This is a genomic window from Exiguobacterium sp. s192 (assembly GCF_018618795.1).
Classification (GTDB): domain Bacteria; phylum Bacillota; class Bacilli; order Exiguobacteriales; family Exiguobacteriaceae; genus Exiguobacterium_A; species Exiguobacterium_A undae.
On the sequence record NZ_JACSMS010000001.1, the window covers coordinates 24,812 to 50,550 of the forward strand.

At 47.1% G+C, this 25,739-nt stretch carries 23 protein-coding genes; 22 read left to right on the forward strand and 1 reads right to left on the reverse strand.

The features are described 5' to 3' along the window. Nucleotides 1–61: 61 nt before the first annotated feature. From KNP87_RS00110 to KNP87_RS00155, 10 genes are all read left to right on the forward strand, one after another. Complete coding sequence (locus KNP87_RS00110; RefSeq protein ID WP_214720521.1) at nucleotides 62–580, forward strand: FadR/GntR family transcriptional regulator; 519 nt, start codon at nucleotides 62–64, stop codon at nucleotides 578–580. 21 nt (nucleotides 581–601) lie between these two features. Beyond that, nucleotides 602–1,462: an acetyl-CoA carboxylase, carboxyltransferase subunit beta gene (gene accD / locus KNP87_RS00115; protein ID WP_214720522.1), complete on the forward strand. Its 861-nt coding sequence runs from the start codon at nucleotides 602–604 to the stop codon at nucleotides 1,460–1,462. After that, nucleotides 1,449–2,384: an acetyl-CoA carboxylase carboxyltransferase subunit alpha gene (locus KNP87_RS00120; protein ID WP_214720523.1), complete on the forward strand. Its 936-nt coding sequence runs from the start codon at nucleotides 1,449–1,451 to the stop codon at nucleotides 2,382–2,384. Before accD ends, KNP87_RS00120 begins: the two co-directional genes overlap by 14 nt. 153 nt (nucleotides 2,385–2,537) lie before the next feature. Then, nucleotides 2,538–3,500, forward strand: coding sequence for a 6-phosphofructokinase (gene pfkA / locus KNP87_RS00125; RefSeq protein WP_026832338.1), 963 nt, complete (start codon nucleotides 2,538–2,540; stop codon nucleotides 3,498–3,500). Nucleotides 3,501–3,581: 81 nt separating this feature from the next. Next, nucleotides 3,582–5,330, forward strand: coding sequence for a pyruvate kinase (gene pyk / locus KNP87_RS00130; RefSeq protein WP_026832339.1), 1,749 nt, complete (start codon nucleotides 3,582–3,584; stop codon nucleotides 5,328–5,330). Between the two features lie 49 nt (nucleotides 5,331–5,379). Further along, nucleotides 5,380–5,856 (forward strand): DUF441 domain-containing protein, encoded by a 477-nt coding sequence (locus KNP87_RS00135; protein ID WP_199700010.1) that lies wholly within the window; start codon nucleotides 5,380–5,382, stop codon nucleotides 5,854–5,856. A 217-nt stretch (nucleotides 5,857–6,073) separates the two neighbouring features. Next, nucleotides 6,074–7,186, forward strand: a complete 1,113-nt coding sequence (citZ, locus tag KNP87_RS00140) for a citrate synthase (protein ID WP_026832341.1) — start codon at nucleotides 6,074–6,076, stop codon at nucleotides 7,184–7,186. 70 nt (nucleotides 7,187–7,256) lie between these two features. Beyond that, nucleotides 7,257–8,531: an NADP-dependent isocitrate dehydrogenase gene (gene icd / locus KNP87_RS00145; RefSeq protein ID WP_026832342.1), complete on the forward strand. Its 1,275-nt coding sequence runs from the start codon at nucleotides 7,257–7,259 to the stop codon at nucleotides 8,529–8,531. A 27-nt stretch (nucleotides 8,532–8,558) separates the two neighbouring features. After that, nucleotides 8,559–9,491: a malate dehydrogenase gene (gene mdh, locus KNP87_RS00150; RefSeq protein ID WP_214720524.1), complete on the forward strand. Its 933-nt coding sequence runs from the start codon at nucleotides 8,559–8,561 to the stop codon at nucleotides 9,489–9,491. Nucleotides 9,492–9,709: 218 nt separating this feature from the next. Then, complete coding sequence (locus KNP87_RS00155; RefSeq protein ID WP_026827745.1) at nucleotides 9,710–10,849, forward strand: zinc-dependent alcohol dehydrogenase; 1,140 nt, start codon at nucleotides 9,710–9,712, stop codon at nucleotides 10,847–10,849. Nucleotides 10,850–10,937: 88 nt separating this feature from the next. Here KNP87_RS00155 and KNP87_RS00160 read toward each other — a convergent pair whose 3' ends face one another. Continuing rightward, nucleotides 10,938–11,369: a divergent PAP2 family protein gene (locus KNP87_RS00160; RefSeq protein WP_369877521.1), complete on the reverse strand. Its 432-nt coding sequence runs from the start codon at nucleotides 11,367–11,369 to the stop codon at nucleotides 10,938–10,940. A 215-nt stretch (nucleotides 11,370–11,584) separates the two neighbouring features. Here KNP87_RS00160 and KNP87_RS00165 point away from each other — a divergent pair, with 215 nt between their 5' ends. The 12 genes from KNP87_RS00165 to thrS all read left to right on the forward strand — a co-directional run bounded on the left by KNP87_RS00165 (nucleotide 11,585) and on the right by thrS (nucleotide 25,719). Beyond that, nucleotides 11,585–12,292 (forward strand): response regulator transcription factor, encoded by a 708-nt coding sequence (locus KNP87_RS00165; protein WP_026832345.1) that lies wholly within the window; start codon nucleotides 11,585–11,587, stop codon nucleotides 12,290–12,292. Continuing rightward, a complete protein-coding gene (gene pnpS, locus KNP87_RS00170; RefSeq protein ID WP_214720525.1) occupies nucleotides 12,289–14,022 on the forward strand; it encodes a two-component system histidine kinase PnpS in 1,734 nt (577 codons plus the stop codon). The genes KNP87_RS00165 and pnpS overlap by 4 nt, the downstream gene beginning before the upstream one ends. Before the next feature lie 201 nt (nucleotides 14,023–14,223). Further along, the gene (gene polA, locus KNP87_RS00175) at nucleotides 14,224–16,821 is read left to right on the forward strand and encodes a DNA polymerase I (RefSeq protein ID WP_214720526.1); all 2,598 of its coding nucleotides are present in this window, start codon (nucleotides 14,224–14,226) and stop codon (nucleotides 16,819–16,821) included. Between the two features lie 24 nt (nucleotides 16,822–16,845). Then, the gene (gene mutM, locus KNP87_RS00180) at nucleotides 16,846–17,676 is read left to right on the forward strand and encodes a DNA-formamidopyrimidine glycosylase (RefSeq protein ID WP_026832348.1); all 831 of its coding nucleotides are present in this window, start codon (nucleotides 16,846–16,848) and stop codon (nucleotides 17,674–17,676) included. Further along, nucleotides 17,673–18,272 carry a dephospho-CoA kinase gene (gene coaE / locus KNP87_RS00185; RefSeq protein ID WP_026832349.1) on the forward strand — a complete coding sequence of 200 codons (600 nt, stop codon included), beginning with the start codon at nucleotides 17,673–17,675 and terminating at the stop codon, nucleotides 18,270–18,272. The genes mutM and coaE overlap by 4 nt, the downstream gene beginning before the upstream one ends. 167 nt (nucleotides 18,273–18,439) lie before the next feature. Next, complete coding sequence (locus KNP87_RS00190) at nucleotides 18,440–19,483, forward strand: glyceraldehyde-3-phosphate dehydrogenase (protein ID WP_026832350.1); 1,044 nt, start codon at nucleotides 18,440–18,442, stop codon at nucleotides 19,481–19,483. A gap of 263 nt (nucleotides 19,484–19,746) precedes the next feature. Further along, nucleotides 19,747–20,133, forward strand: coding sequence for an adenosylmethionine decarboxylase (gene speD, locus KNP87_RS00195; RefSeq protein ID WP_026827753.1), 387 nt, complete (start codon nucleotides 19,747–19,749; stop codon nucleotides 20,131–20,133). Between the two features lie 106 nt (nucleotides 20,134–20,239). Beyond that, on the forward strand, nucleotides 20,240–20,608 hold the full coding sequence (locus KNP87_RS00200) for a hypothetical protein (RefSeq protein ID WP_214720527.1): 369 nt from the start codon (nucleotides 20,240–20,242) through the stop codon (nucleotides 20,606–20,608). A gap of 13 nt (nucleotides 20,609–20,621) precedes the next feature. Next, nucleotides 20,622–21,104, forward strand: a complete 483-nt coding sequence (nrdR, locus tag KNP87_RS00205) for a transcriptional regulator NrdR (protein WP_026827755.1) — start codon at nucleotides 20,622–20,624, stop codon at nucleotides 21,102–21,104. 71 nt (nucleotides 21,105–21,175) lie between these two features. Continuing rightward, the gene (locus KNP87_RS00210; protein WP_251135364.1) at nucleotides 21,176–22,528 is read left to right on the forward strand and encodes a replication initiation and membrane attachment family protein; all 1,353 of its coding nucleotides are present in this window, start codon (nucleotides 21,176–21,178) and stop codon (nucleotides 22,526–22,528) included. 12 nt (nucleotides 22,529–22,540) lie between these two features. After that, nucleotides 22,541–23,458: a primosomal protein DnaI gene (dnaI, locus tag KNP87_RS00215; RefSeq protein ID WP_214720529.1), complete on the forward strand. Its 918-nt coding sequence runs from the start codon at nucleotides 22,541–22,543 to the stop codon at nucleotides 23,456–23,458. A 320-nt stretch (nucleotides 23,459–23,778) separates the two neighbouring features. Then, nucleotides 23,779–25,719, forward strand: coding sequence for a threonine--tRNA ligase (gene thrS / locus KNP87_RS00220; protein ID WP_026832354.1), 1,941 nt, complete (start codon nucleotides 23,779–23,781; stop codon nucleotides 25,717–25,719). Nucleotides 25,720–25,739: the final 20 nt, after the last annotated feature.

The window sequence follows — 25,739 nt, forward strand, 5'->3', positions numbered from 1 at the left end:
CTGACCAATGCCGCCGGATTTTGAAAGTGACGACTACGTCAGGAAGGTGGTGCCGTACAAAATGGAAAAGAAGCGAAACGCTTTTGAAACGAACATCTCGGCAATCAAAACGATGATCGAACAGGATGGGTTTGTTCCGGGAGACCGGATTCCATCCGAACGCGAATTAGCGGAACGGCTGGCAATCAGTCGCCCGTCTGTCCGGGAAGCACTTCGGACATTGGCCTATCTCGGAATCATAGAGACGAGACATGGCGGGGGAAGTTTTCTCTTAAATCGTGACGACCATACCTACATTCAAATCATCGCACAATTTTTAGTGACCGGAGATTCAAAATTTGAGGATTTGGCGGGAACCCTACGTTTACTCGAACAATCCGCCTTCGTTCCATTAACGGACAGGTCTTTTTTGGAAGCCCATGTCGATTCCGACACAGCCTTTCGAGAAGCATTGATCGGTACGGTCGGCAATGACTTGTTTGAACGGATTTGGCGACAGGTGAATGCCTTTTATCTCAGTTTTGGTCAAGGGGAGCTCTATACACGAGCGGAACGGGAAGCTTTTCTGAAACGCTCGTAAGAACCACAAGGGGGAACTAACGTGCAAGCATTTTTTCGAAAACCTAAAAAATTTGTCACTTTGACGTCAAAAGAACAACGGGTCGATGTACCTGTCGGCTTGATGACGAAATGTCCAAAGTGCAAACTCATCCAATATACGAAACAACTTGAAGCGAACCTGCGTGTCTGTACGTGTGGCTACCACCATCCGTTGACAGCGCATGAACGCTTTACACAACTGTTTGACGAAGGAACGATCACGTATTTCGACTTACCTGCCGTCAAAGCAGATCCACTCCAATTCCAAGATTACCCGGAAAAACTGAAAGGGGATCAAGTGCGGACGGGGCTCGAAGAAGCAATCGTCTGTGGAGTCGGACATGTAAACGGCCATCCACTCGTTGCCTGTGTCATGGACGCACGTTTTCGGATGGGTTCGATGGGAGCGGCAGTCGGTGCTGCCATTGCAGAAGCGATTCGATACGCAACAAAAGAACGGTTGCCGGTGACGATTTTTTCTGCTTCTGGTGGAGCACGGATGCAAGAAGGCATGGTCAGCCTGATGCAGATGGCGAAATCGAGTTTATTTTTAAAGCAGCATTCTGATGCCGGATTATTGTACATTTCCTGCATGACACATCCGACGACAGGTGGAGTGTCTGCGAGTTTTGCGATGTTGGGTGATTTTAATATCGCGGAGCCAGGTGCACTGATCGGTTTTGCCGGTCGAAGAATCATTGAACAGACGATTCGTGAAAAGTTGCCGGAAGACTTCCAAACGTCAGAGTTTTTACTGCAGGCGGGACAACTCGATGATGTCGTATCGCGACACGATTTGAAAGCCTATTACTCACGTATTTTGATGATGCACTCGGAGGGGAACAATCATGCAACCATTTGATCAACCAGTAATCGCGTTACGCGAAAAGATATTAGAACTGCACGATATGGCTGAGACACAAGGTCTCGATTTTAAAGAAGAGCTCAATTTACTTGAGGAGCGGTTGCGTCGGTTAGAACTCGATGTTTATGGGAATATGAAAGCGTGGAACCGTGTGCAGTTGGCACGTCATCCAGAACGTCCGACGACGCTTGATTATGTACAGTTGATTTGCGAAGATTTTATTGAATTGCATGGTGACCGGCATGGATACGATGACGCCGCAATCGTTGGCGGGATTGCGATGCTGAACGGGCAAGCCGTGACGATCATCGGTCATCAACGTGGAAAAGATACTAAAGAAAACATCCGTCGGAATTTTGGGATGCCACATCCTGAAGGATATCGAAAGGCATTACGGTTGATGCAACAAGCGGTCAAGTTCAAGCGACCAATCATCACATTCATCGATACGAAAGGAGCTTACCCGGGACGAGCGGCAGAAGAGCGTGGTCAAAGTGAGGCAATCGCTAAAAATCTGTTTGAAATGGCAGGCATGCCCGTGCCAATCATTTCAATCGTTATCGGTGAAGGGGGATCAGGTGGTGCACTCGGCATCGGTGTCTGCGATCAACTCTTGATGCTTGAGAACTCGACCTACTCGGTCATTTCACCGGAAGGCGCGGCAGCCTTGCTTTGGAAAGATGCCAGTCTTGCGGAACAAGCGGCTGAATCGATGCAGATTACGGCACCGGATTTACTTCGTCTCGGGATTGCAGACGGAATCATTCCAGAGGTCGTCGGCGGTGCGCATTTAGATGTTTCATTACAGGCGGACAAAGTGAAATCTGTTCTAGAACAAAAACTAGCCCAACTGACCCGTTTGACGCCAGAACAGTTAATCGAGAAGCGCACAGAAAAATATCACCAAATTGGCACATAACCTGCATGTAATCGCTATCATGATTGGCAGTCCTTATTTCGTGATAGGGTGAACAAACTGCTGACGAAAGTTTATGCAGTCTGCCCTGTTGTAAAACAACAAAACTACGTGCTATTTTAGACTAAGATTAATGGAGAGGTGATTAACGTGAGTTTGAAACGGATTGCTGTTTTAACAAGTGGTGGCGACGCACCCGGCATGAACGCCGCAGTGCGAGCTGTAACACGTAAGGCGATTTTTCATGGACTAGAAGTATTTGGTGTCTATAACGGATATCAAGGTTTGATCAATGGAGATCTTGTCCAATTGAATCTAGGTTCGGTTGGTGACATCATTCAACGCGGTGGGACATTCTTACGTTCTGCCCGGTGCCCAGAGTTCCGGACGGAAGAAGGACGTGCGAAAGCAGTCGTCAATCTGAAGAAATTCGAAATCGATGCGCTTGTCGTCGTAGGTGGTGACGGGTCGTATCGTGGTGCCCAAAAATTGACGGGACTCGGCTTCCCGACGATCGGACTGCCTGGAACGATCGATAATGATATTCCGGGAACGGATTACACGATTGGATTTGACACGGCTTTAAACACGGCGCTTGAAGCGATTGATAAAATTCGGGACACGGCTTCTTCACACGAGCGGACGTATGTCATCGAAGTCATGGGTCGTGATGCAGGCGATATCGCGCTGTATGCCGGTTTAGCAGGTGGCGCGGAATCCATTCTTGTTCCAGAACGCCCTGAAGATTTAAAAGAAGTATTGGAACGTATCCAAAGTGGTGTCAATCGTGGTAAGAAACACTCGATCGTCATCGTAGCGGAAGGTGCGGGTCGTGCTCAAGACGTCGGCGATGAAATCGCCAAAGAAACGGGCCTTGATACACGGGTTACCGTACTCGGTCACGTTCAACGCGGTGGTGCACCGACAGCTGCTGACCGTGTGCTCGCCAGCCGGATGGGCGCACATGCGATCGACATCTTACTGGAAGGTAAGCAAGGTCGTGTCGTCGGTGTCCGCGGTGGAAAAATGATCGATCTCGATATCGATGAAGCATTGGATGAAAACAAACATGAACTGGATCTTGATATCTTAGAATTGTCAAAACAACTTTCAATTTAAGATTTTCGTGTACTCAGTTGATTGGGATAGGCTTGTTGGCAGGTTATTAAACAGCCAAACATTGTAGGAGGTTTATGGAATATGCGCAGAACTAAAATTGTATGTACGATTGGACCGGCGTCAGAAAAACGTCTTCCAGAAATGATTGAAGCAGGTATGAACGTCGCTCGTCTTAACTTCTCACACGGTGACTACGAAGAGCATGGTGCTCGGATCACAGATATCCGTCGTGCAGCAGAAGAAGCGAACAAATTAGTCACGATTCTTTTAGACACAAAAGGTCCTGAAATCCGGACGCATACGTTTGAAGAAGGAAAAGCACTTCTCGTACGCGGTAAACAAGTCATCGTCGTCAGCGGCGACGCAAATGAAATCGTCGGAACAGCGGATAAATTCTCTGTGACATATGACGGTTTATATGACGATGTCGAAGTAGGTTCAATGATCATGTTGGATGATGGATTGATCGGACTCCGTGTTGCAGAAAAACTTGCGAACCGTGAACTTCTTTGTGACATTGAAAACGAAGGAATCATCAAAACGAAAAAAGGGGTTAACTTACCAAACGTAAAAGTTAACTTGCCTGCTTTGACAGATAAAGATATCGCGGATATCGAATTCGGAATCAAAAGCGACATCGATTTGATTGCGGCTTCATTCGTACGTCGTGCATCTGACGTCGTTGCGATCCGTCAATTGCTCGAAAAACACAATGCAAGCCACATTAAAATCTTCCCGAAAATCGAAAACCAAGAAGGTGTCGACAACATCGAAGAAATCATCGCGATTTCTGATGGTTTGATGGTCGCACGTGGTGATCTTGGAATCGAGATTCCAACAGAAGAAGTTACACCAACACAAAAAGACCTCATCAAAATTTGTAATGACTACGGTAAACCTGTCATCACAGCAACGCAGATGCTCGACTCGATGCAACGTTTCCCACGTCCAACTCGTGCAGAAGCATCAGACGTTGCTAATGCGATTCTTGATGGAACAGATGCGATCATGCTTTCAGGCGAAACAGCAGCTGGGGATTACCCGATCGAGTCTGTTCAAATGATGCACACGATTGCAAAACGGACAGAAAAAATGCTCGACTACAAGATGCTCTTGAAAGATCGTCAAACACGTAGCGAACATACAGTGACGGATGCAATCGCTCAAGCGGTTACGCATACGGCAATCAACTTGGATGCAAAAGCCATCTTGACACCAACACAGTCTGGTTATACAGCGGCACGGATTTCAAAATACCGTCCAGAACCAAACATCGTTGCTGTCACACCAAGCGCACGTGTCGCACGTCAGCTTAACATCGTATGGGGTGTCTATCCAATCGTCGTCGATCACCTGTCAGACAACACGGATGACATGTTGACACTTGCTGCTGATACAGCTAAAGAAGCAGGATTCGTCACAGATGGTGACCTCGTCGTCATCTCTGCAGGAATTCCGGCTCTTACAGCAGGTACAACAAACATGTTGAAAATTCACATCGTGGGTAAAGAAATCGCTAACGGTCGTGGAATCGGTGAACGTGGTGTCGTCGGTGAAGTCGTCATCGCCCACAACGCAGAAGAAGCAAACGCAAAAGCGAAACCAGGCATGATTCTTGTTACGAACTCAACAGACCGTGACATGATGCCTGCAATCGAGCTTGCTGCAGCGATGATCACAGTAGACGGCGGATTGACAAGCCATGCTGGAATCGTTGGTCCTTCACTCGGTAAACCAGTCATCGTCGGTGTTGAAAACGCCTTGACAATCTTCACGGATGGTCAACAGATTTCAATTGATCCGTTAACTGGTAAATTGTACAACGCATAATCAATGAAACGGATGTGGCGAAAGCCATGTCCGTTTTTCAAATCGGGGGATTCATATGGAAGCGTATCTGTTTTTGATTGGCCTTGTCTTAATTGGTGTCATCGCCCAAAATAAATCCTTGATCATTGCAGCAGCTTTCTTACTGATCATAAAAGCAATCGGCTTAGATGGTCGTCTGTTTCCGTCTTTACAGGCGAAAGGGATCACCTGGGGCGTCACCTTAATTACAGCGGCCATTCTCGTTCCGATTGCAACCGGTGATATCGGGTTTAAAGAACTGCTGAACAGCATTCGGGGACATATCGGGATCATTTCTTTCTTGTCGGGAATTTTCGTCGCCATCATCGCCGCACACGGTGTCGGATTGATGAAGGAAGATCCGCTCGTCACGACGGCCTTGCTTGCCGGGACGATTCTTGCGGTTGGCGTGTTCCAAGGAGTTCCGGTTGGGCCATTGATCGGAGCAGGGATTGCGGCGCTTATCATCGGAATGTGGGACATCATCGTCAAGTTAATCAGTGGTTAAGTCGAAGAACTACACACTTTGGAATTAATTTTTTGATAATAGTATGCAAGTTCGTTCACTTTTTGGTTAATTTTGTTTATACTAAGGACAGAAACAAGATGGTCTATTCAAGAGCAAACGGTTCAACGTGGGGAACGACTCTTGCGTAGACGTCTTTTTTTCAATACGGAAATGAAAGCGTTTTAAATTTCTGGGGGAAAAAAAGGGGGATTTTTGTATGACACAAACAAAAGGTTTAGAAGGAATCGTCGCGACAGCATCGAAGATCAGTTCGATCATTGATGGTCAGTTGACGTATGGTGGCTATACAATTGATGATTTGGCGGAGCACGCCTCATTCGAAGAAGTGGTCTTTTTGCTTTGGAATGACCGCTTACCAAAAGAAGAGGAACTGAAGCAACTGTCAGAAGCGTTGATTTCTGAAGCGACCGTTGCACCTGCAGTACTTGAGACATTAAAAGTGGCGCCAAAAACCGCTAATGCGATGTCTGCCATTCGGACTGCCTTATCGCAACTCGCATTATATGATGAGTCTGCAGAGGATATGTCGACGGAGGCGAATTACGCTAAAGCCATCAAACTCCAAGCGCAGATTGCAACACTCGTCACGGCGTATGCGCGAATCAAAAAAGGACAGGAACCGATTGCTCCGAAACCAGGACTCTCGTATGCTGCAAACTTCCTTTATATGCTGACAGGCGAGGAGCCGACAGAAGTAGCAGAAAAAGCCTTTAACCAAGCGCTTGTGCTGCATGCGGATCACGAACTGAATGCATCGACGTTTACGGCACGTGTCTGCGTCGCGACGTTATCAGATGTCTATTCTGGTGTCACGGCAGCGATGGGCGCACTCAAAGGTCCACTTCACGGTGGAGCGAACGAAGCGGTCATGAACATGTTGCTTGAAATTGATTCAGTTGAAAAGGTTGACGAGTATGTTCATAATAAACTTAAGAACAAGGAAAAAATCATGGGCTTCGGTCACCGTGTCTATAAGGACGGCGACCCGCGTGCGAAGCATCTCCAGGAAATGAGCCGCCAGTTGACGGCACAAATCGGAGAACCGAAATGGTACGAGATGTCAGTGAAGATTGATCAGATCGTCCAATCGGAAAAAGGATTGAAACCGAACGTCGATTTCTATTCCGCTTCCACATACCATGCACTTGGACTTGATACGGAATTGTTTACGCCAATCTTTGCCGTCAGTCGTATGTCAGGTTGGTTAGCGCACATTTTAGAGCAGTATAGTGACAACCGCCTCATTCGTCCACGCGCCGATTATATTGGTGAAACACACCGGACATACGTGTCCATGAACGAACGTTAAAAAAGATGGAGAGGAGAAATCCTCTCCTGCTTTTTGATGACATCAATCATATTCAAGGGGGATTTTACAAATGGCTACAATTCAAGGCGAAAACATCACGGTAACAAACGGCACACTCAACGTACCAAACGCTCCAATCATTCCTTTCATCATCGGTGATGGCACTGGACCTGATATCTGGAATGCTGCAGTTCGTGTCTTCGACGCTGCTGTCGAAAAAGCATACAACGGCGAGAAGAAGATTGAGTGGAAAGAAGTCTACGCTGGAGAAAAAGCCTTCAATAAAACAGGTAACTGGCTTCCGGAAGAAACACTTGATCTGATCCGTGAACACATCATTGCCATCAAAGGACCACTCACGACACCAGTCGGCGGCGGAATCCGTTCACTTAACGTTGCACTTCGTCAAGAACTTGATTTGTATACATGTCTTCGCCCGGTTCGTTACTTCACAGGTGTTCCTTCACCAGTCAAACGTCCAGAAGATACAGACATGGTCATCTTCCGCGAAAATACAGAAGATATCTACGCAGGAATCGAATATGCGTCAGGTAGCGAAGAAGCGCAAAAATTACTTAACTTCCTTCAAACAGAGATGGGTGTCAACAAAATCCGTTTCCCTGAAACGTCAGGTCTCGGAATCAAACCGATCTCAAAAGAAGGAACAGAACGCCTTGTTCGTGCGGCGATTGAGTATGCTCTTGAAAACAAACGTGCTTCATTGACGCTCGTTCACAAAGGAAACATCATGAAGTTCACAGAAGGTGCTTTCAAGAACTGGGGTTATGAACTTGCAGAACGTGAGTACGCAGAACACGTCTTCACATGGAACCAGTACGACCGCATCAAAGAAGAAGAAGGTACTGACGCGGCGAACAAAGCACAATCAGAAGCAGAAGCTGCTGGTAAGTTGATCGTTAAGGATTCAATCGCAGATATCTTCTTACAACAAATCTTGACGCGTCCAAAAGAATTCGATGTTGTCGCAACGATGAACTTGAACGGAGATTACATCTCGGATGCACTTGCAGCGCAAGTCGGTGGTATCGGAATCGCACCAGGTGCGAACATCAACTACATGACAGGTCATGCCATCTTCGAAGCGACTCACGGTACGGCACCGAAGTATGCTGGACTCGATAAAGTAAACCCGTCTTCTGTTATTCTTTCAGGCGAAATGATGTTCCGTCACCTTGGCTGGAATGAAGCAGCAGACTTGATCATCCAATCGATGGAAAAATCAATCGAAGAAAAAGTGGTCACGTATGACTTCGCACGTCTCATGGATGGTGCGACAGAAGTGAAATGTTCTGAATTCGCAGATGAACTCATCAAGAATATGTAATACAATCTTGACTAGGGGGACTGGGCAATGAATCGACGGAAAAAGATTTCGGTCATCGGCAGTGGATTTACTGGAGCGACGACAGCACTTTATCTGGCTCAAAAAGAGCTGGGGGATATCGTGCTCGTCGATATGCCGCAACAGGAAAACGCTACGAAAGGCAAAGCGCTCGACATGCAGGAAACGGCCCCAATCCAAGGCTTTGATGCCTGGATTAACGGGACATCAGACTATCAAGACATCGAAGGTTCTGACATCGTCGTCATTACGGCCGGCATTGCCAGAAAACCCGGGATGAGTCGCGAAGATCTTGTCAGTACGAATGCAAACGTCATGAAAGCGGTCACGAAAGAAATCGTGACCCATGCCCCGGAATCAATCATCATCGTCTTGACGAACCCTGTCGACGCGATGACGTATACCGTCTTTCAAGCGTCCGGTTTTCCGAAAGAACGGGTCATCGGACAATCCGGTGTGCTCGATACGGCCCGCTTCAGAGCGTTTGTTGCGATGGAGCTGAATGTATCGGTCAAGGATATTTCCGGATTCGTGCTCGGCGGGCATGGGGACGATATGGTTCCGTTGTTACGGTATTCCTACGCGGGTGGAATTCCGCTGGAGAAACTGATGACACCGGAACGGTTGTCTGCCATCGTCGAACGGACACGAAAAGGCGGCGGTGAAATCGTTCAGTTACTTGGGAACGGTTCGGCGTATTACGCACCAGCGGCAGCGATCGTCGAGATGGTGGAAGCCATCCTGAAGGATCAACGGCGGATTTTACCGGCGATTGCCTACCTCGAAGGCGAATATGGGTACGAGGACTTGTACTTGGGTGTTCCGACTGTTTTAGGTGGGAATGGGATCGAACAAGTATTGGAACTGGAACTCAGCCCGGCAGAGAAGCAGGCACTCGATCAATCCGTTTCGACGGTCCGTTCCGTTCTTTCGCTTCTGTGAAGCAATGATTTTTAAAAGTATGATAGAAAGGTGAGTTCGATTATTAAATCGGGCTCATCTTTTTTGTATGGATTTTTTGAAGTGAATAAAATCAATGAACGGGTGGGTGACTTTGCTTGAGGTCCCTCTTTTTGTAAAAAACATGTAACATAAATGCTGCTTATTTGGGGTAAACGAATAAAGTACGCTATTTTTGAAAAATCAAAGGGGGAACCACCATGCGCGCTGTCACTTATCAAGGTACAAAAAATGTCGAAGTGAAAGATGTACAGGATCCGTCGATTGAGAAAAATGATGATATCATCGTCAAGATTACGTCTACTGCCATCTGTGGGTCAGATTTGCACATCTATCAAGGAAACATGCCGGCGAAAAAGGATTATGTCATTGGACATGAACCGATGGGGATCGTCGAAGAAGTGGGTCCTGACGTGACGAAGGTCAAGCGGGGCGACCGGGTTGTCTTACCGTTTAATGTCGCGTGTGGTCATTGTTTCTACTGTGATCACGATATGGAGAGTCAGTGTGATAATTCCAATGGGAACCCACACGTCGATACAGGCGGCTATTTTGGATTTACGGAAGAATTCGGCGGACATCCCGGTGGACAAGCAGAGTACTTAAAAGTCCCGTTTGGAAACTTCATGCCGCTTGTCGTGCCTGAATCATGTGAACTGGAAGACGAAGCGTTGTTGTTTTTGTCGGATGTTATCCCGACAGCGTACTGGAGCGTCATCAATTCAGGGGTCAAGAAAGGGGATACCGTCGTCGTCTTGGGGTCAGGACCTGTCGGATTGATGACACAGAAATTCGCCTGGATGCAAGGAGCAAAGCGGGTCATTGCGGTCGATGAACAAGTGTATCGTCTGAATCATGCGAAGATGACGAATCGGGTCGAGACCGTCAACTTACAAGATCATCAGGAAACAGGTCAATATTTAAAAGAACTGACACAGGGCGGGGCAGACGTTGTCATTGATTGTGTCGGATTTGACGGGAAGATGTCCGCGCTTGAAAAAGTGGAACAAAAGATCGGATTACAGGGCGGGACATTGAGTGCAATCAATATCGCCAAAGACGCTGTCCGGAAATTCGGAACGGTCCAACTGACAGGGGTCTATGCGAAAAAATACAATCAATTCCCGCTCGGTGATTTCTTCACCCGAAACATCACGTTGAAGATGGGGCAAGCACCGGTCGTTCATCTGATGCCGGAATTGTTCCAAAAAATCATCAATCAAGAATTTGATCCAACCGATATCATCACCCATAAAATTGATTTGGAACAGGCTGCTCATGCTTATCAAACGTTTAACGATCATGCGGACGGATGTATCAAAGTCATCTTAAAACCATAACGGAAACTAGTAAAAAGACCGCTTCGAATATCGGAAGCGGTCTTTTGTATGAAGACATTTCTTTGATTTATCCGGTACGCGTCACAGATTAAAAGAACAGCACGGGCCAGAGGAAACCAACGGCTAGACCAAGCAACAGACCAACGAAGACCTGGAACTCGGTATGTCCCACCAATTCGTTGAGCAGCGGTGTTTCATGACGGATTCCTTTGAAGTAATCATTCAGCAGTTTGGCTTGAAGACCAACGGCCTGACGGACTCCGGTCGCATCATACATGATGATGACGGCGAAAATCGTAGCGAGCGCAAACAGCGATGAGCCGAAGCCTTCTTGAAAACCAATCACGACAGCCAGTGCGACAACAGTCGAACTATGTGAACTAGGCATGCCGCCTGAGGCAAACATAATTTCAAGATCAAATTTCTTAGTCTTAATTAGACCGGTGACGAGTTTTGCGGCTTGGGCAATAAACCAAGCGGTGATTGCTGCAAATAACGGGTTGTTCCATTCCATATTCATTCCTCCACATGATGACGATATGTAACTGTTTCCCCAATTTTGTTGTTTCAACACGGGAAACTACTGGAAGAACGTGTACGACCTTAAAGATTATGTAAAGAAACGACAGAAAGATTTGTGGTTTAGTAGCGAAAGTCGTTAAGATGAAGACAGAAGAAGTGGATTCCACGGAATTCCTCATTCAAAGATGAAACGCGCTGAGGAGGCCAACTGTTTTGAAAGATAAAATAATCGTTGTTGATGATGAACTCTCAATCGCCACACTTTTGAAATTTAATTTAGAACAAGCCGGATTTGTAGTCGAAACGGCTCATGATGGAATGACAGGTCTGAAATTAGCTGAAAAACAAGACGCGGCATTGATTGTACTCGATCTTATGTTGCCGGAACTCGATGGACTAGAAGTCTGTAAACGATTACGCCAACAAAAAATCAATACACCAATCTTGATGCTGACCGCAAAAGATGACGAATTTGATAAAGTACTCGGACTCGAACTGGGCGCCGATGATTATTTAACGAAGCCGTTCAGTCCCCGTGAGGTCGTGGCACGTGTCAAAGCGATTTTACGCCGGATGAATCAGCAAACGGTCACGGAAGAGGTGACGGATGGGACGATTCTCATCGGAGATGTAAAAATCGTTCCAGACAATTATGAGGCGTTTAAAGCGGACGAACGATTGGAATTGACACCAAAGGAATTTGAATTATTGGTGTATCTCGCGAAAAATAAGGGACGTGTGCTGACACGGGATCAATTATTGTCTGCGATCTGGAATTATGACTTTGTTGGGGATACACGTATCGTCGATGTCCATATCAGTCATGTCCGTGAAAAGATTGAACCGAATACGAAAAAACCGATTTACATTAAGACGATCCGCGGACTCGGGTATAAGATGGAGGAGCCGAAGGCGGAATGAGTAAATACCGCAAACGATTTATTTTAAAAATGCTGTCCTTCATCAGTTTGGTTCTGATTGCCTTAGGGGTGTTACTCGGTCAGTCCTTTAAAGAATTTTATGTCAATAACGAGAAGGAAAAGTTGACGGATGAGACAGCGCTCGTGGAAACAATTTTGCGGGATCGTTCAGTTTCGGAGATGGCCCAGTATGTAGACAAGCTGTATGCCGAGTCGAATTTTGACATGATCCTCTTTAATTCACGGGGAGAAATCATTGCCGGTACACCGATTGATGTGACCAAATTGAACGTCCGTGCCATCAATTTTTCTGCCATCCCCGATGAGGGGACGTTTGAATCAAAGGTCGACGAGACGAGTCTTCAATATACGAAGCCGGTCGCAACCGCAGATGACCGTGAAGTCTATATCAGTTTAATCCGGTATACAAAAGACTTGGATATCATCTATTCCCGCATTTGGACGGTCATCGTCCTGTCACTGATTACCTCGTTCTGTATTATCTTTTTTGCTGTTTACAGTTCGACGAAACGTTTTCTCCGTCCGATTGCCGAAGCGACCGAAGTCTTATACGAGCTGTCTCACGGGAATTACAAATCGCGTGTTTATGAGCTCACCGCACCGGATGAATCGCGTGACCTCGGGAAATCGATTAATCTTCTGGCCCGGAATTTAGAGAATGCTTCTTCCGGTGAAGCGATGCAACGGGCAAGACTTGAGTCATTGATTGAATACATGGGTGCCGGTCTGATGTTGATTGATGAGAAAGGATACGTGTTGCTTGTCAATCGGACGTACCGGGAGATGTTTAACATCCATGAAAAATCAAATGGGAAACTGTATTACCGTGTCTTACCGAATGAAAAAATGAGTCAAGTCATTGAAGATGTGTATCTGACGGAGAAACCAAACCGGAAACAATCGAGTGTCCGGTTTGGACTAAACAGCCGGACCTTCATGGTCAGTGCTGCACCGATTTTCGGAAAGAACGGTCGTGTCCAAGGAACGACGGTTGTATTCAACGACATTACGGAAATTAAAAAATTGGAACAGATGCGCAAAGATTTTGTAGCGAACGTCAGTCATGAGTTGAAGACGCCGTTGACGTCCATCAAAGGATTTGCCGAAACCTTACTGGATGGGGCACAAGATGTCCCGGAAATCCGGGAACAATTCTTGAACATCATTCACGACGAATCGGAACGGATGCAGACGCTCGTCGAGGACTTGCTCGAGTTGTCTCGTCTCGAACAGGACAATTATCAGCTGGAGACGACGATTGTTGATGTGACGAGTTTGATTCGCGAAACGGAAACGTTATTACGCCGCAAGGCAGCCGAAAAGCAGATGACGATTCATCTTGAAACGGAAGAAGAAGTGTTTATACGGGCAGACTTAAACCGTTTGAAGCAGGTCGTCGTCAATCTTGTCGCGAATGCACTCAACTATACGCCGAACGGAGGAAATGTTTGGATTAGTCTGGAGGACGGCGAGGAAGAGGTTATGCTTCGGATTCAAGACGACGGGATTGGGATTCATCCGAAAGAAACGCAACGGATTTTTGAACGATTTTACCGCGTGGATAAGGCGCGGAGTCGAAATTCGGGCGGTACCGGTCTTGGACTCGCGATCGTCAAGCATATCATCGATCTTCATCACGGAACGATTGAAGTCGAATCAGAAGAAAACGAAGGAACGACCTTTACGATTCGTTTACCGAAAAAGGGATAAGGGTTCACACTCCCTTTACAGAGGAATCGTATGCTAAAGATACCTTCTTCATCATCTGTGTCCCGACTGGTTCAGCTCCCATGTCAGGATACGCCAAGACGATCGGCTTTTTAGCCGGTCGTCATTTTTTGTTGGCTTTTTAGCGAACAAATGTGTGCAGAGTGATACAATAAGAACAGAAAATCTTCCAAAGGGGCGTAGATGATGGAAAACAAACTTTTATTAATTGATGGGAATTCACTCACATATCGAGCTTTTTTTGCTTTGCCGCCGATGACGGACGCGCAAGGACGCAACACGAATGCGGCTTACGGTTTTACGATGATGTTACTGAAGCTACTGGAGGAAGAACAACCGACACATATGCTTGTCGCATTCGATGCTTCGAGTGAAACGTTCCGGCATGATGTCTATCAGGAGTACAAAGGCAGCCGGGAAAAAACACCGTCTGAACTTCGGGAACAATTTCCGATCGTCCGCGACATCTGTGAGGCGCTCGGGATTCAGATGATGGAACTCCACCGCTATGAAGCTGATGATTTAATCGGAACATTGGCACAGACGATGCCGGCTGAACGCATCCGGATCGTGACGGGAGATAAGGATTTACTTCAACTCGTGACGGATCAAGTCGAAGTGTTGATTACAAAACGTGGCATTACAGACGTCCTCTGTATGACGGAGGAACTGTTTGCCGAAACTTATGGCGGGTTGAAGCCGATGCAGATGATTGACCTGAAAGGATTGATGGGCGATAAATCCGATAACATTCCAGGTGTTCCGGGAATCGGTGAAAAAACGGCCATCAAATTGATTTCTGCCTACGGTTCGGTCGAAGGACTATACGAACATGTCGAGGACTTAAAAGGAAAACAAAAAGAGAAAGTCATTGCAAACGAAGAATTGGCACGGCTGTCGAAGGAACTTGCGACGATCAAGCTCGACGTCCCGCTTGATGTCACGCTCGATGACTTACAGATCAGTGATGTCGATACACAAGTGCCGTACTCACTGTTTCAGTCGCTCGGCTTCAAATCCTTGACGAACCGGTTTGCGCCGGTCGTCGAGGAAGCGGATAAAGAACAGTTGAACGTTCAAACCATTACTTCGCTTCCAGAAGGCGTGACGGATGCTGTGCTCGTCGTCGAACAATTACGGGAAGATTATATGGAAGAAGACATCATCGGGTTCGGGATCGCAACACCGGATCAGATTTATGTGGCTTCCCCGGAACTCGTGAATGATCCGGCATTTCGTGCCTGGATCGAGTCGGATCATCAAAAGATCTGCCTCGATGCGAAACAAGTTGCCTTTGCCTTACGGAAACATGATCTAAAATTAACGGCTTTTGACGATCTATTGCTCGCCGGCTATTTACTGAACTTAAGCGGCGGTACGACACTCGCATCAATCGCGGGACATTATATGCTGATGGCACCAAACGAAGAAGCCGTCTTAGGGAAAGGCGCGAAACGTCTCGCTCCGACAGACGAGTTGTTGCATCCGTACCTGGCGGAAAAAGCACGGATGATTGAGCTGTTGTTCCCGAAAGTGAAAGAAGAACTGAAAGCCAATCAACAGTTCGAACTGTACGAGACGTTAGAGCGACCGTTGTCCGGTGTCCTCGCTGAGATGGAGTGGACAGGCATTCGCGTAGACGTCGCGACATTACAGGACATGCAGGAAGATCTCCGGGGACGATTAACGGATTTAGAACAACTGATTTACGGTGAAGTCGGAGAAGAATTTAACATCAACTCACCTAAACAACTGGGCGTCATCCTGTTTGAGAAACTGGAGTTGCCCGCCTTCAAGAAAACGAAGACCGGTTACTCGACGGCAGCTGACGTACTGGAAAAATTGCGACCGTTGCACCCGGTCATCGACCACATCATGTTGTACCGTGAGTTGCAAAAAATACAATCGACATACGTCGAAGGATTGCAGAAAGTCATCAAAGAAGACGGGAAAATCCATACCCGTTTTGCCCAAACGATTGCCCAGACCGGACGACTCAGTTCCGTCAATCCGAACTTGCAAAACATTCCGGTTCGAATCGAAGAGGGTCGGAAAATCCGCAAAGCCTTTGTTCCGAGTGAAAGCGGTTGGTCGCTCTATGCCGCCGATTATTCACAGATCGAGTTGCGGGTCATGGCACATATGTCGGAAGATAAAACACTGGTCCAAGCCTTCTTAGACGATGCGGATATTCACACACAAACTGCCAGCAGTGTATTTGGCGTCGCGCCAAACGATGTGACAGGGAATATGCGTCGTCAAGCGAAAGCGGTCAACTTCGGCATCATTTACGGCATCAGTGATTACGGGTTGTCGCAAAACTTGAACATCTCCCGGAAGGAAGCGCAAGACTTCATCGATCGTTATTTCGAACTCTTCCCACAAATCAAGTTGTTCATGGATGAGGCGATCGAGAAGGCGAGAATGAATGGATTTGTCGAAACACTGATGAACCGCCGTCGCAACATTCCGGACATCAATTCGAAAAACTTTAATTTACGAGGGTTTGCGGAACGGACAGCAATCAATACACCGATTCAAGGATCAGCGGCCGATATCATCAAAAAAGCGATGCTTGATGTTCATGCGGCGCTGGAAGCATCGCCGTTGCAGGCTCGCCTGTTACTGCAAGTACACGATGAATTGATTTTTGAGGCTCCGGACGAAGAATTGGATGCTTTAAAAACGTTGGTCAAACAAGCGATGGAGCAGACGGTCGACTTGTCGGTTCCGTTACGCGTGGATGGCGATGCAGGACATTCGTGGTACGAAACAAAATAAGAAGTTGCCAGAGGAGGAAATAAGTTGCCTGAATTACCTGAAGTCGAGACCGTCAGACGAAGTTTGGAACGGACGGTCTCCGGAAAAACGATTTCTTCTGTAAAAGTGTTTCATCCGAAGATGATTCGCGGGATGGACGTTGCCCCGTTCGTTGATGCGTTACATCAAGAACGGATTGAGCGGGTCGACCGCCGCGGGAAATTTTTGCTGTTTTCATTCGAACGTTTTTATCTCGTCAGTCATTTGCGGATGGAAGGAAAGTATTTTCCTTATCCGCAAGCGATCGAAAAGGACAAACACACCCATGTCATCTTCCGCTTTACGGACGGTTCGGAATTACATTATAACGATGTCCGGAAATTCGGGACGATGGAGCTACGGGATAAAGAGACGGCGATGCAGGTTCCGCCGCTTGCCCAACTCGAGCGGGAACCGTTTGATCCGACGTTCACAGCCGAAGTCTTGGCTGAAAATCTGATTCGAAAAAAACGCAGTCCGATTAAAACCGCATTGCTCGATCAATCGATCTTTTTAGGATTGGGAAACATCTATGTTGATGAAACGTTGTTTGCGGCACGGGTCCATCCGCTGACGAAAGCGGGCGCACTGACACTCGACGATATCTCGCGGATTCATGTCGCCGGTGTCGAGGTCTTGCAAAAAGCCGTCGACAGTGGGGGAAGCACGATTCGGAGTTATGTGTCACCGACCGGAAAAGGAGAATTTCAGTTGCAACTGGCGGTATACGGGCAAACCGGTGCCCCGTGTCCACGGTGCGGAACAGCGATTGAAAAAATCAAGGTCGGCGGACGAGGGACGCACTTCTGTCCGACGTGCCAACAGGTTGCGTTATGAGAGTCGGATTGACGGGAGGCATCGCAACGGGGAAAAGCACCGTCTCTGCTTACCTGAAACAACAGGACATCCCTGTCATCGATGCCGACCTCGTGGCACGGCAGGTCATCGAACCAACGGGACTGGCTTATCCGGAAGTCAAAGCAGCGTTTCCGACGGCTTTTATCGACGGACAGCTGGTCCGGTCCAAGTTGGGGGATATCATTTTTCACGATAATGAAAAACGATTACTGTTAAACAAGTTGATGCATCCGAAGATCAGAGAACAGATGCTTGAACTGGCCAGTCAGTATGAACAATCAGGGCATTCCTTGATTGTATTTGATATTCCGTTGTTGCTCGAAGGGGACTGGAAACAGCTCGTGGATCAAGTCGTTGTCGTCTATTGCAACGCGTCTTTACAAAAAGAACGGTTGATGGAACGGAATCAACTGTCGGCGGAAGAGGCCCAGGCAAGAATCGATTCACAACTCGACATCGAACAGAAAAAACGTCTTGCTGACCATGTCTTGTGGAACGAAGGAAAACGTGAAGCGTTATATCAACAAATTGATACGTGGTTAAAATCCGTCCAAGACAAGCAAAGAAATCTCTGACACGCCATTGATTTTTTAATCCAAAAACGGGTTTCAGCATTCAAGTGGGAGAAAGTTACCAACTTCTCTCACTTTTTTTACGTTACATAATGAAATCGCTTACATTTCGTGATATAGTTCTATCTGTAAACGGAGCAACATCCGTCACATTGAAGGGGGATCCGCAAATGGGAGTCAAGGTGGCAGTTAATGGTTTTGGTCGAATTGGTCGAATGGTATTCCGGCGCCTCATCGCTGAGGGGAAAAGCGAGGTCGTCGCCATCAATGCGAGTTATCCAGTGGAGACACTGGCACATCTAATCAAGTATGATACGGTCCATGGAAAATTTGCTTATCCGGTCGAGATTCTGGATGGGGCGTTGATGGTCAACGGTCGCCAAATCCAAATCGTCAGTGAGCGCGATCCGGAACGGTTACCGTGGGGGGAACTTGGGATTGATATCGTCGTCGAAGCGACCGGGAAATTTAATTCGAAATCGGGTGCGGGGAAACACTTGATTGCCGGCGCAAAAAAAGTCGTCATTACAGCACCGGCAAAAGGAGAGTTACGAACAATCGTCATGGGAGTCAATGACGACATGTACGATCATGAGACGGATGACATCATTTCGAACGCTTCTTGTACGACGAACTGCCTTGCACCAGTCGTTCAGGTCATTGACCGGGCATTCGGGATTGAGACCGGTCTCGTGACAACAGTACATGCCTTTACGAATGATCAAAATAACATCGATAATCCACATAAGGACTTGCGTCGCGCACGTGCCTGCGGTTCATCCATCATTCCGACATCGACAGGAGCAGCCAAAGCAATTTCGCTTGTCTTGCCGCATTTGGAAGGGAAGTTAAACGGTCTTGCGTTGCGTGTCCCGACACCAAACGTGTCGCTCGTCGATCTTGTCGTCGAAGTGAGTCGTGATACGACGGTCGCGGAAGTCAACGAAGCATTCGTCAAGGCGGCGGACGGGGCGCTTGACGGCATCCTCGGTCTGACGATGGAGCCGCTTGTGTCAATCGACTTTAACGGGGAAGAACGTTCGACCGTCGTGGACGGGCTGTCGACGATGGTGATGGGCGGACGGCATGTGAAAGTGCTGGCCTGGTACGATAACGAATGGGGCTATTCATGTCGCGTCGTCGATCTTGTCCACCTGGTTGGTGCCCATATCGAAGCGACAAATGTGACAGAAAAACAACTCGAGTTAAAATAAAAAAATATCGATAAAAACGCTCTACACCAGTCTGTAGAGCGTTTTTTTGATAGAAATATATTAAAATTTGAAATTTATCCTTGTGTATCTTTTTGATACTCGCTATAATTCAAATCGTGAACTTCAATCGGTCTGGCAATCGCAGCTTAAAGGGTTAGGACCTCTCTGGACTAACTTTCCCCCGTGGGTGCGAACGACTCAGGCGCAAAGTAAGTGATCATGACTATACTTTGAAGACCATTGAATGTAGGGGGGATCCACAAATGGATACTATGGGAAGACACATTATTGCAGAACTTTGGGATTGTAATCCTGAAAAATTGAACGACATGGAATTTGTAGAACGTCTTTTTGTTGATGCAGCACTTCAAGCAGGTGCGGAAGTTCGCGAAGTCGCGTTCCATAAGTTTGCTCCACACGGCGTCAGCGGCGTCGTCATTATCTCTGAATCGCATTTGACGATTCACAGTTTCCCAGAACATGGATATGCATCGGTTGATGTATTTACATGTGGCGATCGGATCGATCCAGCTATCGCAGCGCATTATATCGCTGACGGACTCGATGCGAAAATCCGTGAAAATGTCGAAATTCCACGTGGTATGGGACCTGTTGAAGTTCCAGCTGCTACGGTTCAGCACGTTAACTGACAAAAACACGAATGAACAAGCCCTCGTCTTCATGGCGAGGGCTTTTTAATATGTCTGACGTCTGTTATTCTTAATAGTAGAAGAAAACAGAAAAAGGTGATGACGAATGGGACTGAAGGAACGATTACAAAAACAGCTGGAAACGTCGGACACACATAAAAACGAAAAATTACGGACCCATTATTATGCAGCGACAGCAGAGATGTTGTTTACGGGTCTTGAGACGGCGATTACACGCCAAGAGGGAACGGTCAAACGGATTGATCAAGGGCGAGGGGAATTGGCCTTCAGTGCGTCAGGACTGGATGGACTGGCGACAGTCATCATGGTCGGATCAGGTCGAACGGCGGTTGATCTTTTTTTACACCGCGACGGGTTATTAGGTCCGGATCTTGAGAAATGGATCGATGCGATTTATCAAGAGCTTGATGCGACTTATCGCTTGAAGATGATCGGTACAAGAGAAATTACGTGAATGGAGGTACGACATGCGTTGTCCAGCCTGCAACTATAACGGCACAAAAGTGTTAGATTCGAGACCGGTTCAAGATTTCGGATCGATTCGAAGACGACGTGAATGTGAATCCTGTGGCTATCGTTTTACGACGTTTGAGATGGTGGAACAGACACCGCTCATCATCGTGAAAAAAGACGGGACACGTGACGAATTCAATCGAGATAAGATTCTGCGCGGACTGGTCCGGGCTTGTGAGAAACGACCGATTTCAATCGAACAGTTGGAAACGGTGGTCAGCCGCGTCGAAAAAACGTTGCGTGCGACCGCACAACATGAAATTCCAAGCGAACAGGTCGGGCGACTGGTGTTGAATGAACTCGCTTCAGTCGATGAAGTGGCGTATGTCCGGTTTGCGAGCGTCTATAAACAATTTAAAGACATCAATGTCTTTTTCCAAGAGTTATCTGAATTGATGGAACGTCACCAAGACAACGAACGCGAAAATCAAACCTAATGAAGGAGAGGTCGTCTGTCTGTTCAGAACGCACCTCTCTTTTTCTCAGGAAAGAAGGGACGAATCAAATGATGGAACGTGAATTATCAGGAACGGACCTTTGCTTGATCATGAGTAATGGTGTCGTCGACCGGGAAGCCTATCAGTCCCTGTATTATTTATATCAACCAATCATCGGTGTGAAGGCACTTGGTCTCTATCAGACATTTTGGAGTGAGATGATTCCCGGGAAAACAAAATCCCAATACATCTCGCACGCTGAACTGGGTACGCTCCTCGGATTTTCCGTCGATGAGTTTAAAGATGAATTGTTTAAGCTCGAGGGCATTGGTCTGATCCGGACATTCGAAGCAAAACAAGCAGCGTATCGGTATGTCTATCAAATTCGTGTCCCGTTAGCACCGAATACGTTTTTGAATGATGGGGTGTTATCAAGCTTACTGTTTTATCGAGTGGGTGAAATACGGTTCCGTGCCTTACAAAACCGATTCCGGACCGATCCCTTACCAAAAAACGTCGTCGATCGGACCGTTCGTTTTGATCAAGTCTTCGATGTCAAAGCAGGATTAGCTTCCGCACATCAACCAAAATCCTATGCCAAACAAGAACGGGCAGCGTACGAATTTGATTATTCTTTTGATCTCGAAGAAATGAAACGTCAAACCGATCGTTTCCTGCCACGCAGTTTTTATACAAAATCGATTGATCATCTGTTGTTGAAACTGGCGTACGTCACACAATCGAATGAAGCGTTAATGGCGGAACTCCTGAACGCGCGTTTCCGGCATGAAGCATACCTGCCGATGACCGACAGTGAAAAACAAGAGCGTTGTAAACAGATGATGTTGTCTGCCAAACAAAAGTTAAGTCGGGAAAAGAAAGCCAAGGTCGCGGTGCTCGAAGAAGTAGAAGTCGGGGAGCTGAGCGAAACGGAAACAATGGAAGGAACACATCCGAAACATTACGTCGCTAAACTTCGGAAAGTCAAAGCGTTATCGGAACGCGACGAAGAGTTGATTCAACAGTTGATCATTGATTACGAAATGTCTTCTGGCATCGTCAATGCCGCTTACTATTACGCATTGGTCATCAAAAAGGACAACCGCTTCAGTAAAAACTTCCTTCTCTCCATCGTCGATGATTGGAAACAAAAAGGATACGTGACGGCAGCCGAAGCTTTGGCGAAAACAAAAGAGCAGGACGAATTGATTTCGAAAAAACAAGACCAGAAACAAGAACGTTCCCGTCAGACCGTAGGCGGACGACGCGGTCGTCCGAATGCAGCCGGTCCGAATCCAAAATGGTTACAAGAAGAGAAAGAAAAACAACAACAATATGAAGCAACCAAAAAAGCCAGCTTTGAAGCCGAAGTACCAGATGATGAAGAGATGGAACGGATTCTGCGGGAGCTGAAGGGCAAATAAAGGAGTAGTGAGATGGAACATATCCAATCCTCGATTGAAAAGATCTTGAACCGGCCAGATGTGGCGGCATCCGTCCGCGCGATTCATGAGCGTGTGTTATCCCATCCCGGTGTCATCATGTTTCTAAGGACCCATCCGGAAATCGATCAACGGACGATTGAACGGGGCATGTTGAAGTTAAACGAATACGCCGAGCAGATGCATGGCAATCAAATCATTGAAAAAAAAGCGGTCATTGAAGGCTATCAGCCTGTCCTGCATTTAGAAAAAGGACAAATCATGGTCGCCTACGAAAAAACACAGGCCTTGCGGGATCTTGAAAACGAACGGGCGCTTGAAAAGAAGTTCAAGAGTCTCTTTTTACCGGATGAAGTCCGGGATGCGAATTTCAGTGATTTTGACTTGACGACGACGGACCGGAAACTGGCCTTACGTGCCGCTTCTCAGTTTTTAAACGCAACCCGTTCAAAGCAACAGACAAAAGGGTTATATTTGCACGGCAGTTTTGGTGTCGGAAAAACCTATTTGCTCGCCGCCATCGGTAATGCCTTGAAGAAGGAACGCGTCGCGACCATCTTGGTCCATGCGCCCGGTTTCGTCTCGGAAGCAAAACGCCGGATCCGGACGGACAGTTTTGATACCTTTTTGGAAAGTTTTCAAACCGTTCCGGTCCTGCTGATTGATGACATCGGAGCGGAGTCGATCAGCCCGTGGGTACGCGATGAATTATTCGGAATCATCCTGCAATACCGGATGATGCACCGGTTGCCGACCTTGTTCAGTTCGAATTTATCGTACGATGAACTGGAGTTGCATTTTGGAATTACGAACGATCAAGGGGATAAATTAAAAGCGATGCGCTTGATGGAGCGGATCCGGACGACGACGAATCCGATTGAATTTTTAGGAGAAAACCGCCGGCGCTATTAATTTCTCTTGTCAAAGAAGTTTGTTTTTGGCTATACTAAGGACACAATCTGTATAGATGTCAGCTACGATTGAGGACACGAAAAATGAAATGGTCCAAACAAGCGAGAGAAGGATGGTGAAAGCTTCTCATGGAATCCGTTCATTTCTTTACTCCCTCATAGCTCAAGCGGGGCTAATCCGTTTGCGTGTCACGCCCGTTATCGCGTGTTCGAGCCGGTGCATGGAAACATGTTCGGGAACGAGGGTGGTACCACGAGATTGAGACTCGTCCCTTTTTGAGGGATGGGTCTTTTTTATTTTATTTCAAGGGGGAAGCAGTCATGTCAAACATTGCACTTACATTTCCAGATGGTGCGGTAAAAGAGTTTGCCGCCGGAACAACAGCTGAAGAAGTTGCCGCGTCCATTAGTCCAGGATTACGAAAAAAAGCATTTGCTGCTAAATTAAACGGACAAGTGATCGATTACCGTCGTCCAATCGAAGAAGATGGTTCAATTGAACTCGTCATGCCGGATTCGGAAGAAGGACTCGATTTGATTCGCCATTCATCGGCACATTTGATGGCACAGGCAATCAAACGTCTTTACCCGGATGAAACGATTCACCTTGGCATCGGACCGACAATTGAAAATGGCTTTTATTATGACATCGATATGGAACGTCGTCTGACAGAAGAAGATCTTCCGGAAATCGAAAAAATGATGAATAAGATTGCCGGTGAGAACTTACCAATCGAGCGGGAAGTCGTCTCGCGTGATGAAGCCTTAGCGGTCTATCAAGAATTAAACGATCCTCTCAAAATCGAACTGATTGAATCGATTCCAGCGGATCAAGATTTAACATTCTACCGTCAAGGGGAGTTCTTCGACTTATGCCGTGGACCACACGTACCGGCGACAGCCAAGCTGCAAGTCTTTAAATTGATGAGCATTGCCGGCGCATACTGGCGCGGTGATTCTAAAAACAAGATGCTGCAACGGATTTACGGAACAGCGTGGGCCAATAAAGACCAGTTGAAACAACACCTGCATTTCCTGGCAGAAGCAAAAGAACGTGACCACCGGAAACTGGGGAAAGAACTGGATTTGTTCTTCACATCCCAAGATGTCGGTCAAGGGTTGCCGATGTGGTTACCTAAAGGGGCGGCCATCCGCCGGACGGTCGAGCGTTATATCGTCGACAAGGAACTCGAACTCGGTTACGAGCATGTCTACACACCAGTTCTCGGTTCCGTTGAACTGTATAAAACGTCTGGACACTGGGACCACTATCAAGATGATATGTTCCCGAAAATGGAGATGGACAATGAAGAGTTGGTCCTGCGTCCGATGAACTGTCCGCACCACATGATGATTTATAAAAATGAACCGCGGTCATACCGTGATTTGCCGCTCCGTGTCGCAGAACTCGGCGGGATGCACCGTTATGAAATGTCGGGTGCCTTGACGGGTCTCCAACGCGTTCGTTACATGGTCCTGAACGATGGGCATACGTTTGTTCGTCCGGACCAAATGAAGGAAGAATTCAAAGCCATCGTCCACTTGATTCAAGAAGTGTACGCGGACTTTGGAATTACCGACTATAAGTTCCGCCTGTCGTATCGTGATCCAGCCGATAAAGAAAAATACTTCGACAACGATGCGATTTGGGAAATGGCGCAACGTGAGTTAAAAGAAACAATGGATGAGCTGGAGCTACCGTACTTCGAAGCGGAAGGCGAAGCCGCGTTCTACGGACCAAAGCTTGACGTGCAGGTCCGCACAGCACTCGGTAAAGACGAAACATTGTCGACTGTCCAACTCGACTTCCTCTTGCCGGAACGTTTTGAGCTGACATACAAAGGAAACGATGGACAAGATCATCGTCCTGTCGTCTTGCACCGTGGTGTCGTTTCGACGATGGAACGGTTTGTGGCTTACTTGATCGAAGAGTACAAAGGGGCCTTCCCGACGTGGCTCGCACCGGTTCAAGTCAAGCTGATTCCGGTTTCGAGCGTGCATGAAGACTACGCACGTGAAATCAAAGCAATGCTCTTGAAAAAAGGAATCCGTGTCGAAACGGACTTCCGTGACGAAAAACTCGGCTACCGGATTCGGGAAGCACAAGTCAATAAAGTTCCGGTCATGCTGGTCCTCGGTGATAAAGAGATTGAAGCGCGCGAAGTCAACATCCGCCGTTACGGTTCAAAAGATTCAAGTAATGCTTCACTTGAACAGTTTGTCCTCGATTTAGAACAAGAAATTGCAAACCGTTCAAAATAACAGATGAACTAACGGAAAAG

What these genes read in the sequence shown, in the direction of transcription:
- KNP87_RS00110 (WP_214720521.1), top strand. Translation starts at nt 62, where the DNA reads ATGGAAAAGAAGCGAAACGCTTTTGAAACGAACATCTCGGCAATCAAA.
- KNP87_RS00120 (WP_214720523.1), top strand. Translation starts at nt 1,449, where the DNA reads ATGCAACCATTTGATCAACCAGTAATCGCGTTACGCGAAAAGATATTA.
- pyk (WP_026832339.1), top strand. Translation starts at nt 3,582, where the DNA reads ATGCGCAGAACTAAAATTGTATGTACGATTGGACCGGCGTCAGAAAAA.
- citZ (WP_026832341.1), top strand. Translation starts at nt 6,074, where the DNA reads ATGACACAAACAAAAGGTTTAGAAGGAATCGTCGCGACAGCATCGAAG.
- icd (WP_026832342.1), top strand. Translation starts at nt 7,257, where the DNA reads ATGGCTACAATTCAAGGCGAAAACATCACGGTAACAAACGGCACACTC.
- mdh (WP_214720524.1), top strand. Translation starts at nt 8,559, where the DNA reads ATGAATCGACGGAAAAAGATTTCGGTCATCGGCAGTGGATTTACTGGA.
- KNP87_RS00155 (WP_026827745.1), top strand. Translation starts at nt 9,710, where the DNA reads ATGCGCGCTGTCACTTATCAAGGTACAAAAAATGTCGAAGTGAAAGAT.
- KNP87_RS00160 (WP_369877521.1), bottom strand. Translation starts at nt 11,369, where the DNA reads ATGAATATGGAATGGAACAACCCGTTATTTGCAGCAATCACCGCTTGG.
- pnpS (WP_214720525.1), top strand. Translation starts at nt 12,289, where the DNA reads ATGAGTAAATACCGCAAACGATTTATTTTAAAAATGCTGTCCTTCATC.
- polA (WP_214720526.1), top strand. Translation starts at nt 14,224, where the DNA reads ATGATGGAAAACAAACTTTTATTAATTGATGGGAATTCACTCACATAT.
- coaE (WP_026832349.1), top strand. Translation starts at nt 17,673, where the DNA reads ATGAGAGTCGGATTGACGGGAGGCATCGCAACGGGGAAAAGCACCGTC.
- KNP87_RS00190 (WP_026832350.1), top strand. Translation starts at nt 18,440, where the DNA reads ATGGGAGTCAAGGTGGCAGTTAATGGTTTTGGTCGAATTGGTCGAATG.
- speD (WP_026827753.1), top strand. Translation starts at nt 19,747, where the DNA reads ATGGATACTATGGGAAGACACATTATTGCAGAACTTTGGGATTGTAAT.
- KNP87_RS00200 (WP_214720527.1), top strand. Translation starts at nt 20,240, where the DNA reads ATGGGACTGAAGGAACGATTACAAAAACAGCTGGAAACGTCGGACACA.
- nrdR (WP_026827755.1), top strand. Translation starts at nt 20,622, where the DNA reads ATGCGTTGTCCAGCCTGCAACTATAACGGCACAAAAGTGTTAGATTCG.
- KNP87_RS00210 (WP_251135364.1), top strand. Translation starts at nt 21,176, where the DNA reads ATGGAACGTGAATTATCAGGAACGGACCTTTGCTTGATCATGAGTAAT.
- dnaI (WP_214720529.1), top strand. Translation starts at nt 22,541, where the DNA reads ATGGAACATATCCAATCCTCGATTGAAAAGATCTTGAACCGGCCAGAT.
- thrS (WP_026832354.1), top strand. Translation starts at nt 23,779, where the DNA reads ATGTCAAACATTGCACTTACATTTCCAGATGGTGCGGTAAAAGAGTTT.